At 47.2% G+C, this 14,941-nt stretch carries 10 protein-coding genes; 2 read left to right on the top strand and 8 right to left on the bottom strand.

What is annotated here, in order from left to right:
• Positions 1–99 precede the first annotated feature (99 nt).
• The 6 genes from QUB63_RS26055 to QUB63_RS26080 form a co-directional block, all read right to left on the bottom strand.
• Positions 100–1,200 carry a chemotaxis protein CheW gene (locus QUB63_RS26055; protein ID WP_332948262.1) on the bottom strand — a complete coding sequence of 367 codons (1,101 nt, stop codon included), beginning with the start codon at positions 1,198–1,200 and terminating at the stop codon, positions 100–102.
• Positions 1,201–1,564: 364 nt separating this feature from the next.
• On the bottom strand, positions 1,565–3,229 hold the full coding sequence (locus QUB63_RS26060) for a CheR family methyltransferase (RefSeq protein ID WP_332948263.1): 1,665 nt from the start codon (positions 3,227–3,229) through the stop codon (positions 1,565–1,567).
• Positions 3,230–3,708: 479 nt separating this feature from the next.
• A complete protein-coding gene (locus QUB63_RS26065) occupies positions 3,709–5,496 on the bottom strand; it encodes a R3H domain-containing nucleic acid-binding protein (RefSeq protein ID WP_332948264.1) in 1,788 nt (595 codons plus the stop codon).
• A 329-nt stretch (positions 5,497–5,825) separates the two neighbouring features.
• Positions 5,826–6,992, bottom strand: coding sequence for a circadian clock protein LdpA (ldpA, locus tag QUB63_RS26070; protein WP_332948265.1), 1,167 nt, complete (start codon positions 6,990–6,992; stop codon positions 5,826–5,828).
• 532 nt (positions 6,993–7,524) lie between these two features.
• Positions 7,525–8,856, bottom strand: a complete 1,332-nt coding sequence (locus QUB63_RS26075) for a four-carbon acid sugar kinase family protein (protein ID WP_332948266.1) — start codon at positions 8,854–8,856, stop codon at positions 7,525–7,527.
• Positions 8,857–9,361: 505 nt separating this feature from the next.
• Positions 9,362–10,009, bottom strand: coding sequence for a hypothetical protein (locus tag QUB63_RS26080; protein WP_332948267.1), 648 nt, complete (start codon positions 10,007–10,009; stop codon positions 9,362–9,364).
• 96 nt (positions 10,010–10,105) lie between these two features.
• Here QUB63_RS26080 and QUB63_RS26085 point away from each other — a divergent pair, with 96 nt between their 5' ends.
• The gene (locus tag QUB63_RS26085) at positions 10,106–11,275 is read left to right on the top strand and encodes a cysteine desulfurase family protein (RefSeq protein WP_332948268.1); all 1,170 of its coding nucleotides are present in this window, start codon (positions 10,106–10,108) and stop codon (positions 11,273–11,275) included.
• Between the two features lie 299 nt (positions 11,276–11,574).
• On the opposite strand, the gene QUB63_RS26090 is transcribed toward QUB63_RS26085, so the two are convergent.
• Positions 11,575–12,579, bottom strand: coding sequence for a glycosyltransferase family 2 protein (locus QUB63_RS26090; RefSeq protein WP_332948288.1), 1,005 nt, complete (start codon positions 12,577–12,579; stop codon positions 11,575–11,577).
• A 313-nt stretch (positions 12,580–12,892) separates the two neighbouring features.
• Complete coding sequence (locus QUB63_RS26095) at positions 12,893–13,633, bottom strand: C40 family peptidase (protein WP_332948269.1); 741 nt, start codon at positions 13,631–13,633, stop codon at positions 12,893–12,895.
• Between the two features lie 102 nt (positions 13,634–13,735).
• On the opposite strand from QUB63_RS26095, the gene QUB63_RS26100 reads away from it, so the two are divergent.
• Positions 13,736–14,674 carry a serine hydrolase gene (locus tag QUB63_RS26100; protein ID WP_332948270.1) on the top strand — a complete coding sequence of 313 codons (939 nt, stop codon included), beginning with the start codon at positions 13,736–13,738 and terminating at the stop codon, positions 14,672–14,674.
• The last annotated feature ends 267 nt before the right edge of the window (positions 14,675–14,941 follow it).

A 14,941-nucleotide genomic window follows, 5' to 3' on the forward strand; every position in this document is an offset into this window, starting at 1 on the left:
CATAGCAAATTCTGTTCGATTACTCTTTTTTCTTTGGTTTCTGGTAGCGCCCAGATCGTTTGTTCGGGGGCGAGCCGGATTTCGCCCTAAAATCTTTCTTCAAACCTCCTCATCAACAACAACTCCCCCTTTTGTCAGCAGTTTCTGCAAGTTGAGAACAGCGATAAGTTTTTCTTCGTAAAAAGCGGTACCCCGGAGATATTCGCGGTTCGCCGAGTTTAGTGCAGCAGGAATAGTCGCAATTTCTGCCACATTCAAATGTATAATATCTAAGATTTCCTCAACCACTATACCGGCGACCAAATCTTCAACTTCAACAACGATCGCCTTTGAGAGAAATTTTGTATCCGCCGACATATTTAAAATCTTCCGAATATCGAGTAGCGTCAGAATCTCGCCCCGCAAATTCATATTTCCAATAATGCGATCGGGAGTGCAAGGAACCGGAGTTACTTGGCGAATGTCAGTAAATTCGCGCACTACCGCTAGATTGATACCAAAGTATTCGCCGTTTAAAAGAACCACCGCCACCGACATATTAATTGCCGCAGAATTTTGGCGATCGCCTTGGAGCCTCAAATTGCGAGAGCGCTCTCGAAAAATTGCCTTTTCTTCCGCTGTAGCATTGGGACAAAAAACGTGAGGCTTGCCCAAAACTTTAGAATCTTCCGCTAACAATTGCGGATCTATTTCTAACTGCAAATTTCCAGCGTCTACCTTGCCTGCAACGCTTGCAGAAACTGGCATTTGGGTCTCTGTTTTGTCGGGAGAATATCGAATTAGGCGATCGAGATCGAGCAGCATGATAATCTCGGCTTCACAGCGGGCAAATCCCGCTAAAAAATGATTGGGCGCCGATGGCTGGTCTCGCCCGTAAGATAGCTGCGGAGTTATTGCCTCGGGGGGGATATGCTTAACTTCGCTAACTTGATTGACAATGATGCCAAGTCGAAACTCTTGCCATTCTATGACGATCGCACTATCCGTCACAGAATACTCCTGCCAAACGTACCCAAAACGCAGATTTAAATCCATCACGGGCAGAATCGAGCCCCTGAGATCGATCGCCCCGACAATATCTTGAGGCGCTTCGGCGATGGGTGCGAGCTCCGGTAGAAAGAAAATTTCCCGAACGCACCCGACTTCTACACCGCAGAGCAAACCGTTCTGTTTAAATATAAGATACGGCTTAGTTTCCATATTTACCCTGACACTTTATTGACTAGGACTTGCGAAAAAAACCCGGTTTATACGATAATATTCGGTTTCGTGGCGAGGCACTCATAAAAACACCGACTTTTTAAACTGTTATCATGCCCAATTATTCACTTTTAAAATCTCAAATCGAAAAATGAAAAATCTCAAATGGTATAGCGGTTCTCGGAAAGATGAGGTATTCACCAATTCATTAACAATTACAAAATTCCCGAATCCCCGAATCCCCGAATCGCCCAATCCTCCAATCCTCCAATCCCCCCATTCTTTAATCTAAAATTCTTCAATCTAAAATCTAAACTTGTACCTCATCTATCTGAGACTCGGCTATATTAGCTTCTCTCGGCGGTCAGTTTTGTTGGCTGTACAATTTTACCAATTTTTTTTTAACATCCATTAATACTTGACTCGCTGTCATTTTTCCCTGCTGTTCGATCGGAGTATTGGGCGGTAGTTTTTTGAGAATATCGCAAGATGAGCTGTACATTTTAATAGCCATATTTAGCTTGCCTTCTTTCTTGTATATATTCCCGAGTTCGAGATAAGCTGAAACAAAAGACGGGCAAAGATAAATAGTTTTTTTTAAGAAAATTTTAGCTTTTTCCAAGTCGCCCTGTTCTTCAGCGATGTGAGCTTGCAAATAATAAGGAAATACTGACATAGCATCTACTTTGCTAGCTCGCTTGCAGTGTTCTATCGCCTGAGAATACTTCCCTAAATTTGCATAAATTTGAGCCAGCAAATAATCAGCCTCAAAATTGTGAGCTTGGAGGTCTAGCGCCTGTTTTGCTTTATCAATTGCCTCAGCATAACCTTTATTTTTAAAACAAGCTTTTGCCTCTAAAATCAGCATCTGAGGCGTTTGGCGAGCGGCTTTTTCTGGGGCGGGCCCTGAAGGTAAATCAGGCACTTTCTCGATCGCCATAGCTCCCTCAACATAGCGACTTCGCAGCATCTTTCCCAGCCCGTTACCGGAGGCTAACAGCGACCCGATATCCGCAAAATTGCCTTTATCAAAACTAGCTGGTACCGTCCCCCCCGGTAGCAACTGATGGCTGTCGCCGTTAACTTCCCCGGACTTTCTGGATTCATAAAACGCCGATTTGGGCTGGGATGCTGGTGCGATCGAAGAATCTATTTTACTTTGTTCATCCCCTAGGACATTCTTGGTTTGATAAACAACTGACTCCGGGAAAACCTTTGGTTGAAACTCGTTCATCATGTGACTGTGAACTTCAGCGTGACCGGTCATTAAATATCCTCCCAGTCTCAGCGTCTTAGCAAACTTTCTCAACACCTGTGAAATATACTGAGCTTCAAAATAAACAAAAACATTTCTGCACAAAATCAAATCCATATTATAAATATCTGTATAAATATTAGGAAAATTATCTGTGACTAAATTTACAGAGCTAAAGCTGACAAATGGGCGCAATTTCGGGTCGATTTCCCACTCGGTTTTCCGCCTGTCGAAATACCGCCTTTGCAGTTCCGGGTCAACTAAGCGAAACGACCAAGGGCTGTAAATTCCCCGCTGCGCTTTTTCTATTGCTGCTTGATTGATATCAGTACCTAAAACTAAAATATTCCATTTTTCCCAATCATAAATTAACTGTTTTAAAAGAATAACTAAAGAATAAGGTTCTTCACCAGTCGAACAGCCTGCACTCCAGATTCGCAGTGTTGGCTTAATTCCTAATTTATCGTGCAATTTTCTTTTGTGTTCGATCAATTCCGGGAAAATAACTTTTTCCAGGAGCGAAAACTGTCCTTTGTCCCGCATGAAATAACTTTCGTTGGTTGTCAGCAGCAGCGCGAGTTCGCGCCATTCGCTTTGACTTTCCCGACTCGGAACGGCTAACATTTGATAATATTTGTCGGGAAAGGCTATTTTGACAGCTTGCATCCGAGTCAAAAGTTTTTGAGATAAAGCCGATCGATCTTGCGGGCGAATTTGTAAACCGGTGCGAGCTGCAATTAATTGGATAAATAGCTGAATTTGTGCATCATTCATGTCAACTATGGTAAATATGTTTATGTATAATGTGTTATTATGGGGGATTTGCTAGAGGTTGGAGCCGATCGCACTCACCGACAAAAATCATACCAACGGAAATAATATCATGTCCGGTCGATCGACCACAAGATTCGGGTCGGGGCGGTGAACCCACGCTACAAAAATTATGGTTAACTGAGGCGACACGATATCAAAGGCAAAAGTTCAGTTGACAGTTGACCTGGGACAGTTGACCTGTGGCAGTTGACAGTTGACCGCACGCGGGGCGACCTCTACCTGAAAGGAAGAAGATTGGAGTAATGAATAGTCGGATTTTAATTTCTCCCGATCGGGGTTGGGGCTTTAAACCAATTCTTTCTGGTAAAAAACAGAAAGAATGAAAAAAAAATCGATTGTTTGCCTTCTACCTGCTGCCCTCAAGCGGTAAGGTGCGCAGTGCGCACCCTACATCATGCCGGTGCTACATCCAGGACTGTTTAAGCTGGAAAAATCCGCAGGCGGCGGTTGGGTTCTTCCCCAAAACTGTGGGATTTCAGGTGATAGTGTTCCACGAGTTCGTGCTGCATTTTGCGGACGTTGGGAGAACGGGGTAAGAGTTCCACCGGCTGTCCCTTGGGAATGACAATTTGCTCGACAGCCAAGCGAGTTTCTTCGAGAGCTTCGAGCTCGTCAGAAGAACCGCTGCGGGCGAATAAGGCGAGGTCTGCCACTTCCGGGGTGCCCGGGTCGTCCATGTCCAACAGGCGCCGCAAAGCTCTCGCTACGTGGGGAATAGTGCCGGCCTTAATTGTGTGCAGGGGAACTTGGCGAGTTTTGGCCAAGTGCCTCAATTTTGACTGGTTCCGAACGTTCGATCGCAAAGCCAAAACCACGTCAGCACTTTCAATATCCTTCGTCAACTGCACCGGCAGGTTCAGCGTCGAAATCACCTGTTCGAGCTGGTGGCGAGCTATGCCGTAAGGATAAACGTGGAGGGGCAAATCTTCGCCGTTAGGGCCGACGTTTTGGGAATAACGACCCCGCTCCTGGGGTACCGGTTCCAGGGACAGCGATTCTTCGAGCAGTTGCTCGAAATACCGAGTCTCAGCCACCACCGGCGCGCTGTTAGCAGCAGCAGCAGCAGCGAATTTCTCGCCTTGAGGGGGCATCGGCACCATTTTGCCGGCACTCCGCCACCCAGAAATCGGTGTGACTGGCCGGATTGCCGATACAGCAGCCTGGCCTGGGCCGGAAGCTGGCATCCCCGGAAACCGGGCGGGGGGAGCGGCTGACTCCCGCTCGATAATTACTTCTCCACTGTCGCTGACGCTTCTGATTTGCTGGTTCGGTTCGCGTCCCCGCAGCAGAGTGTCGATCGAATCTGAAACTCGCTCGTGGATCGCCCAGCGCTGGCGTTCCAGCATTTCGACGGCAATTTCAAAAGTTGGCGGTGATTTGCGCTCCAAAACCGTCTTTTGAGAACCGCGCCGTCTCGCCTCGTCATCTCCCAGCGTCACCGCTTGGATGCCCCCAATTAAATCTGCCAGAGTCGGGTTTTTCATCAAGTTTTCGAGCCGGTTCCCGTGGGCGGTACCGACCAACTGCACGCCCCTTTCCGCGATCGTCCGAGCGGCCAAAGCTTCGAGTTCCGTGCCGATTTCGTCAATCACGATCACTTGCGGCATATGGTTTTCCACTGCTTCGATCATGACTTGGTGCTGGAGTTCGGGACGCGAAACTTGCATTCTGCGAGCTCTGCCGATCGCTGGGTGCGGGATATCTCCATCTCCGGCAATTTCGTTGGAGGTGTCGATGATTACCACTCGTTTTTCCAAGTCATCGGCGAGCACGCGGGCGATTTCCCGCAGGGCTGTGGTTTTGCCGACTCCGGGGCGGCCGAGCATCAAAATTGACTGACCGGTTTCCACCAAATCGCGGATTATGCCGATCGTCCCGAACACAGCGCGGCCCACCCTCAAAGTCAAGCCGATAATCTCGCCGCTGCGGTTGCGAATGGCGCTAATTCGGTGCAGGGTTTGCTCGATACCGGCTCGGTTGTCGCCGCCGAAGTGGCCGACTCGATCGATGCAATAGTTGAGGTGTGCTTTGGAAATCGGTGTTTGGGAAAGAGGTTCGGCCAAGGATGGAAAACGAGCTTCAGGTTGGCGGCCCAAATCCATCACAATCTCAATGAGATTGTTGCGCTGCGGGTGCTGCTCTAAGGGCTGCCGGATCTCATCTGGCACGATGTCTAATAGTCTGTTGAGGTCGTCTGTAATCTGCATTCGCCTCGATGTGTTCGGTTGACAGTTGACAGTTGACAGTTGACAGTTGACAGTTGACAGTTGACTCCGAAAGCAGTTGTTAGTTGCCAGTTGTTAGTTGACAGTGTTCAGTTCATTGATTACCCATCGGTGCGTCGAAACCCGGTCTCTACGACTTTTGCTCTTGGGTCACGAGAAATATAGTAAGAAACCGGGTTTCACTCTTGTCGCAAAGTGCGATCGCGAACTAGAGTTGTTAGTTATCAGTTTTCAGTTTTTTTAGATTAACAACTGTCAACTGACAACTAAGAACTAACAACTAACAACTAACAACTAACAACTGTCAACTGTCAACTGTCCGCTGTCAACTGACTTTTGATCTGGGAAACTAGAGAACGAGCTAAACTCACCGCCTCCGAGAGAAGTTCTGGGACGGCTTCGAGCTGAGTCAGCCGAGGTGTTTGAGCTTCGGCTGCGCTGCAAGCGGCTGCCACCGGAACGGCATAGGCTCGATCGGTTTGCATTGTTTCTAATTGTTCTAAAATTGGCGACAGCAAAACCCTGGCATAGCTGCCGTAAGCTACACCTGCAATGTATTGGACGGGGGGAACCGACAAATTTTTCCCGCCATCCTTCATCAGTCCGCCGGCTCTCAGTTTGCTGACAGTGCGATCGTTAGTGCCGCCTGCAAGTTGCACGTATCCCGGCAATTGGGCAGCCAAAACTTTTTGACCGAGTTTGACCGCGGCTCTAGTAGTTCCTGTTCCAATATCTCCGCTCATCGGCCTACCGTCGGTTTGCCAAATTAGGGGACAAGGAAGGGGGGAAATTATTTGATAGAGTGTCCGCAAATAATCAATCAAACCGTCTCCATCGGGGCAACTAATTGCTATTACTTTGAGTCGATCGATCCAGGGAGCTATGCTCGACCAAAGTCGCGCAAAATCTGCCTCTCTGCCTACTTGCGTGTGGATTTCTAGGGCATCCGCACCGGATTGCAAGATTAAAGGTGCGATCGCGGCGGGAGCAGACACGTAAGAACGAGTGTAAATCAGTTGGCTCGGACAAACCGGCAGACAGCGACCGCAGCCGTAGCACTGCTGGTCTATCACCCCGGAAAAACCACTGCCAGCACTCGGAAAAACTATTGCGGAGGCTGGACATATTTTTTCGCACGGCCGCCAGCAGTCCGCCGGACAATCGGCTGGGTTGAATTCGGCCTTGCGAAAATGCGGGTCTTCCCCATCGTTTAAACTCACCATCAGCCAGGGCAAGCCTTTGCCGCCAAACCTGCGGTTTTGAGTTCTTGCCTGTAATTCGCTGGCAACTTGTAGGGCTTCTTTTGCTGCTGCGACGGCGGCGGGATCTGCCGCGACATCGATACAGTCAGCACCTGCTAAGGTGTAAGCCAATGTGAGATTCCGAACTGCCGGCAGGTGTTGAAAGCTCGCCCCACAGATCAGCTTGAACCAGTGGCCGCCTTTTAATGAGTTTAGTGGATGATAATGTTCTGTCACCCTTATATGCTAATCCTTTCAGCTAAAAATTACTATGTGAAAATTTCTACTTAATTTTAAAATTTAGGCCGATCTAAGCTGGAAACGCTACTGATAGCAGTACCTCTGGCGCTGTTGGCCCTATATGTAGAGTTCTACCTTAATTTTTTTTCCTAAATTTGATTTTTTTGAGAGCGGCTGCCCAGGGGCGATTTGGCGATCCAATAGCTGCAAGCAACGCTTGCGGGCGATTGGTTTTATTTAAGAGTAGACCCTTTACCATAGCATATTAGAGCGGTTTTAGCAACGATAGAATCAGCCAGAGATTTTTTGGACATTATTTAACTGGTTCCTTTCGCTGCGCCGGGGAACCTATATCGAGAGGAAGAGCCTCGGCACAGGATTAAGGAGGCTCTTCCTCCGGATATAGGTTCCCAGGCACTGCTGGTAACGAGTAGAAAACAAAATTTTTCAACGGTTTTAGGCGATTGTTGATATCAATGTGTCCTCCCTGACTAGAACCAAATTCATCTGGGTCAAGAAAGCGATTCAACTAGCTAGAATGCTTGCTCAGCCGCTTGTAAACCGTAGCCAAAGCATGGCTGTCCCCCACATTTCCCGGAAACAAAACGACGGGTAAATTGGGAAACAGAGGATGATCGGACTCCGTTTTTACCACCGAACAACCTGCGATAATTTGACCGATTTGCCTGACAGTTTTCAGCGACAAACCTGTACTCAAAACATCATTAGAAGTAATCCCGCCCTTGCTAATTAAAAAACCGATATCCGCAGGCAGTCCCCGCACGACATCCATCAACAAAGCAGAAACAGCAGCTCCAAATTTTAACCGGACTTCTGTATTTTCAAATTGTAATTCCTTGCGGCTGGTATAAATTACAGGCGTTTGGCCATCAGCATGAGCATTGCGGACTTTTTCGAGAATTTCATCGAGGATTTGGGTGCGATACTCTGGTGAATCTTCTAGCAAGTGAGATACATCTATTTCAATGCTAACTGTATTGGGTTCTTTTAACAAGCGTTCTAATTGGTCTGTAGTTTTCTTAACGTGGGAACCAACTATTACTGCACCCGGTTTGCCGTTCCTCACGTATTTTGCCATTTCGTCGGCTGCTACTGGCTGGTTGCCGAGGTCAGCCAAGGATGTTAAAATACTCGCCGCGCTGCGGAATAAAAACTTTTTGCCTTGACTGGCTGCATCGAGAATGTGTTTGGCAAATGTGTCTAAATCCGCTTGACTTTCGCCGTCAACAACTGCACATTGGTTGTCAGTCATCTCGAACAGCCGATCTAAACTTCCGTAGCGAATGTCTGCAAGTAAAAAGCGATCGACATTATCACGGTGGATGCGGCCTTTGGTTTTTTCTTCAACGTAGTCTGGCAGGTAACTGTGACTGTAGCCGAAGACTGAATCTTTGGCAAATTCGGTTTCGTGAACAGGCGTTGCGACGCTGTTAACCATTAGGTAGTGCACGCTGTTGCGGGTAATTCTGCCTCCTTCAAAAAAGGCGGGAATTAGAAAATGAGCGTCGAAGGGACCGAGCTCTTCGGCGATCGCGTCGGTTTCGATCGGATAGTGGCCGCGCAGGGTAGAATCGGAACGGCTAACTATTAGGAAGTCTTCGATTTTTTCGCTGGCGATCGCCTTTTTGAGATTTTGGCACACTTCGCGGGTGACGGAGGCTGCTGTTTCGGGAGTCAGCGATCGAGTATTTGTCAGTATAAAAAAAATCGGGGATTTATCCCGCAGTCCCAAACGCAGGGTTTCTTCGTCCCAACCTGTCAGCAGCAAGCAACTGTGCACGGTTTGAGAACCTGTCGGATCGTCATCGAGAACTATAATCTTAGGTTTAGCAGAAGACATACTGACCTGGTTGTTAACGTCACCTTTCCAAGATATCCTTACCTGTTACTTAACAGGAAAAAATTTACAATCATCATATTTCTTAACAATTCTCATGATTCATAAATTTTAAAATGTGTTTGAGAAGACCAAGCGGTTGAAACCGCGTAAGCGTCAAACTCTCACCCACAAAGCCTGCGGGTTTCCGAGAGGGCAGCGGTTGAAACCGCGTAAGCGTCAAACTTTCACGCGACGGGAGCGGGTTTCCGAGGGGGCAGTTAAAATTCAATATGGTTAGGTTAGTTAATGCTAATGTCCGAAGAGATATCTTAGGGTTAGCGCAGCGATCCGCGACGATCGCATCGCCGAGACTATGATAGTTATCAATTAACTAATGTGTGCGGGTAGAAATTAGCTTTTTAACTGAACCATATTTAGCTGAAATTACGTTTTCTCTTCATTCGGCGTCCGGCCCAATTCGTTTGTGTAGATGCGGTTTCAACCGCCGTCTGCTTTTCCATTTTTTTTAATTCGCAGCATTTCGATCTTGTAACTTTTTCATTTCTGCTTGAACTCCCACAGCTAGCTGCAAAGCTTCGTTGAGCAATCGCCCCGGCTGGCTCGATCGATCGCTAATTTGCAAAGCATTCAAAGTTCTCAGATTATTGGCAAACAGTTCTGAGTTAGTAGCGACAAATTTTTTGTTTTTCCTGAGAATTCTCTCGGTTTTCAAAGCTCTAACTAAATCCTCTCTGATGAGCTGCAAGGCTTGAATGACTTTTGAGCGATCGCCTATTTTCACTTGCGCATTGCCAGCATCTTCGATTTTATCATTAATTTCGATCGCCTTAATTATACCATTATAGCGATCGACATCATCAAAAAGATTGATTAAATGTTTGTTTTGGCTGCACATAATTTTCCAGGCATCCTCAAAAATCAAACCGGCGATCGCAGCGAGGTGGAGGGCGAACCAAAACAAATAAGCTCTAGGAAATATCAGCACCAGCAGCCAACAACTGATTAGAACCAAAACAATTAAACCAACTGTTTTCAAAGCTTCGCGGGCAAATTTAGTCGCACTCGCCGGCCGGTATACGCGATCGGGCCCCGCGCCGCACAGGTGCTTGAGCTCACCCACAGTAATTTCTAATCCCTGAATGTCTGGCCGCATAAATCTCCACAAATATTTGTTAAATATAAAGTTTTGTAGTACAACAAGGGGCTCGTCTACAATAAACCTAACACCTTTTTCAACCAAAACTCCACTATGTCCGCACGTCCTATATACCTCGACAACCACGCCACAACCCCCGTAGACAAACGGGTAGTTGATGCGATGCTGCCCTATTTCACCGAACAATTCGGCAACGCAGCCAGCATCAACCACGTTTACGGCTGGGAAGCAGAAGCAGCCGTTAAACAATCGCGGCAAACCATAGCAGAAGCGATCAACGCCTCCCCAGAAGAAATTGTTTTTACCAGCGGCGCAACGGAAGCAAATAATTTAGCGATTAAAGGCGTCGCCGAAGCCTATTTCAGCAAAGGAAAGCACATTATCACAGTAAAAACGGAACACAACGCAATTCTTGACCCCTGTACGTATTTGCAAAAATTGGGGTTTGACATTACTGTTTTACCGGTGAAAAGCGACGGACTGATTGATATCGGCGATTTGATCAAAGCGATTCGGGCCGAGACAATTTTAGTTTCCGTGATGACGGCTAACAACGAAATTGGCGTCATCCAGCCGATCGCCGAAATTGCAGCAATTTGTCGCGGAAATGACATTCTTTTTCACACAGATGCGGCACAGGCGATCGGCAAAATTCCCCTAGACGTACAGGAGATGAACATCGATCTGATGTCGTTGACGGCGCACAAAATCTACGGGCCAAAAGGCATCGGCGCCCTCTACGTCCGGCGCAACAAACCGAGAGTGCAGCTAGCGCTACAAATGCACGGAGGAGGTCACGAACGGGGAATGCGATCGGGAACTCTCTACCCACCGCAAATAGTCGGGTTTGCCAAAGCAGTAGAATTGGCAATTGCCGAAATGGAGTGGGAAACAGAACGAGTTGTGAATTTGCGGCAGCGTTTGTGGGAAAATTTGAATGAATTGGGTGATGTTTTTATCAACGGTCACCCTACTAAAAGATTGCCGGGGAATCTGAATATTAGTGTAGGCGGCGTTGACGGTCAAGCGCTGCTGTTGGGTTTGCAACCGGCGGCGGCAGTTTCGTCTGGTTCTGCTTGTACTTCGGCGAAAATATCTCCCTCTCATGTTTTAGCAGCGATCGGGCGATCGGACAAGTTAGCTTACGCCTCAATTCGGTTTGGGATTGGCCGGTTCAATACCGCTGCTGAAATAGATGCAGTCTCCCAACACGCGATCGCCACTATTCAATCTCTCCGCCAAGCTCAAAAAGTCATGAGTTAGGATTTAGGAGTTAAATCGCGATCGATTCACTTGTCCTTAAATATTCCACATTTGTAGGGGCGGGTTCACCCATATTTATGCTTAAAAAGCAGAGGATTTATAAACCCGCCCCCACCCAGCGATAATACAGGTGCGTCGCTATTAGATTATCAAGATTTAGTTAGGATTTTTTCACGGCGACACACCCTACGACTAATCTTAATTTTTTCAGTCCGCGGACTTGTTCGCGCTCGCTTGTGGAAGTGCGGACTTTGCTTGTGTAGACCGGGTTTCAACCGCCGACTTCCTATTACTTCCTATCACTTAGAACCAAACACCTCGCGCACCCGATAAATCGGCTTTCCCTGGGACTCGTGATAAGTCCGCATCATCACTTCCGCCAGCAAACCAAAACAAAATAACTGCACGCCAGTCAACAGCAAAACGACAGCCAAAATCAGCAAAGGACGATTACCAATACTTTGACCGAGACCCAATTTCACGAAGGTCAAATAAATTCCTAAAACCGTTCCGACCGCCATCGAACTCATGCCCAAAAGTCCAAAAACGTGCATCGGTCGAGTCAAGAACTTCTTCATAAAAGAAATAGTTAACAAATCCATCAACACCCGAAAAGTCCGCCAAATCCCGTACTTGCTTTGACCGAAACGGCGCGCGTGATGTCGCACCGGAATCTCTGCAATTCTCGCCCCTTCAATAAACGCCAAAGCCGGCAAAAATCGGTGCAATTCCCCGTACAGATTCAAGTCGGCTACCAACTCAGATTTATAAGCTTTCAAAGAACATCCGTAGTCGTGCAAAGTTACGCCTGTAACGCGACCAATTAACCAGTTGGCAATTTTAGAAGGAATCAGGCGGCTGATAGTATTGTCCTGCCGATTTTTGCGCCAGCCGCTAACTAAATCGTAGCCTTCATTTAACTTTTCCAGCAACACCGGAATATCAGCAGGGTCATTTTGCAAATCGCCGTCTAGGGTAACAATAGCACGACCGGTCGCGCGATCGAAACCCGCAGACATGGCAGCAGTTTGTCCGTAGTTGCGGCGCAAAATTACCGCACAAAGGTCATCGCGACTGCTGGCTAACTGTTGGAGAAGTTCCGCAGAACCGTCCTTAGAACCGTCATCTACACAGATAATTTGATAGCTAAGTCCAGAGGGTTGAATCGCAGAGGCGATCGCCTCAATCAGATGAGGCAAACTTTCCACCTCATTATACACCGGCACCACCACCGAAACGTCGATCGCCACCTCAGTTGCAGCCTGCTGTGCGGCCAATTTTTCCAAAAATAATGCAGCGTCCATTGTTTTGTTAGATAACATCAGTAACTCACACCAACAAACAGTATATACTCAGCAGTCATTAGTCATTAGTCATTAGTCATTAGTCACTGGTCATTGATGAACAACTACAGAACTTAGGCGTGGGTGGCCAGAAACCGGGTTTTTTACGAAAATACTTCGTTAAAACCATCAATTTAGGTGAAAAACCCGGTTTCTTAGTTCGTAGTGCGATCGCCAGTGGCCAGAAACCGGGTTTTTTTGCAAAAATCATTTGTTCCAACCCTCAATCTCGGTAAAAACCCGGTTTCTTAGTTCGTAGTGGATAAGCCATAAACTAACTAGGTTGATAACTTGCCACAACTTTACCATATCCGCGCAATTGCTGGTAATAAGCTTGACTGACTGCATCGCCATCTTCCGACAAAACATCAATACCAATACCGTCGCGGCCTTGTGCTTTTCCCGAACTGTGTATATAGCAATTATCTCCTAGATACAATCCTACATGAGTGGCTTTTTCCGGCGTCCCAAAAAATACTAAATCACCCGGTTCTACATCGCTAACACTAATAATAGATGTCGTAAAAGCTTCTTGCTGGTAAGCATCCCTCGGCAACCAGATGCCCGCAGCCACAAAAGCAGCTTGCATCAATCCCGAACAATCATAATTTGGCCCGACTGTACCGCCCCAAAGGTAATAATTGGATTGGTGCATCGCCTCGCGAGTAAAGGTAATTGCGATCGGCAACTTTTCCTTAATTTCATCCTGAGAAACCACCAGAGGATGATACACTGTTTCTGTGACTTCGAGCAACTCAATATCTCGATAATCCAACCATCCCGGATAATCGTCTTCGCACAGCCGCACCCTCACAGCGGTTGTATCCCCCTGCACAACCGAGTTTATGCCATCTCTCCCCCCCTTAACAAGGGGGGGCTGGGGGGGGTCAAAAAAAAGCAAATGACGCCCAGCCGCCGCCTGAGTTGCGAGGCGATCGCACTTTGGGGAATCGTAAATATTTATGTGCGACATCGCCCGATACTCCACACCATCAGATAATTGATAATTGACCATTGCTAATTGCTAATTGTTTGCTGTTAATTGTTCGCACTTAACGATTTATTGCCATTAGCCAACCGCCGTTAACCGTTAACCGTCAGCAGTCAGCCATTAACCATGACATTTTTCCACAAAGACGAACAATTAGAAACCCTCGGCAGTAGCATTATAGATGCAGTCCAGGCAGAATTTACAGGATTGAAGGGCGATCGATTGGCCATAACTTGGATAGTCTACGATCCGCCAGTGCGAGTCAACACAGGCGGCGCCCTAAGTCCACAAGAATTTTGGAAATATCAACCGCGAGGCTTTAGCGCCAGAGCATCCGAACGAATTTATCCCGCCAGCGTCGTCAAACTATTCTACCTCGTGGCCATCTGGGAATGGGCACAAAAAGGCATGATTCAAACATCGCCAGAATTAGAACGCGCCGTCCGAGATATGATAGTTGATTCCAGCAACGACGCCACCAGTTTAGTAGTAGACGCCCTCACCGGCACCACCAGCGGCCCAGAATTATCACCAGGCCCCTTTGAAACTTGGAAACAGCAGCGAAACATCGTCAACCGTTACTTTCAATCATTAGATTGGCCGGAATTACAAAACATTAACGCCAATCAAAAAACCTGGTGTGACGGCCCCTACGGTCGCGAGCGAGCATTTCTGGGAGAATTAATGGAAAATAGAAATATGCTGACCACCAATGCAGCGGCGCGTTTGCTGCACACTATCATCGGCGGCGTAGCTGTTTCTGCAAAAGCATCCCAAGAGATGATGGGTTTAATGAAACGCAGTTTAGCACCAGCCGAATTAGAAGCAGATCCTGAAAATCAAGTTACAGGTTTTTTAGGTGGCGGATTGCCAGAAGATACAAAATTGTGGTCAAAAGCGGGGCTGACAAGTCAAGTCCGTCACGATGCTGCTTATATTGAAATACCGGGTTTGCGGCCGTATTTGTTGGTTGTATTTACCGAGGGGAAAGAGAATAGCAAGAATGAAGAGATTTTGCCTTTTATCTCGCGGCAATTTGTCGAAGCAATGAAGGCACTTAATTAGATTCGGTAGCTGATGATTCGTGCTAAATTGATTCCAATACAGTATGGATTCGGGTAGAGAAATCGCTTCGTACCCATTGGTGTTAAGTTGAGCTTAAAAACCTTTGTATCTTTCGTTTATAGCCGAGTCCCGATGCCCCTAAATCCCCCGATCACGCAGGGGAGTAGGGGTCGACTTTGATCCTACTCTTGTTCCCCCCTTCTGAAGGGGGGTGCCAGGGATATCTGGCCTTAATCGTCAGCGAAAGTTAAGCGAAAAACTAGACTT

It is taken from the genome of Microcoleus sp. ARI1-B5, assembly GCF_036705795.1.
Classification (GTDB): domain Bacteria; phylum Cyanobacteriota; class Cyanobacteriia; order Cyanobacteriales; family Microcoleaceae; genus Microcoleus.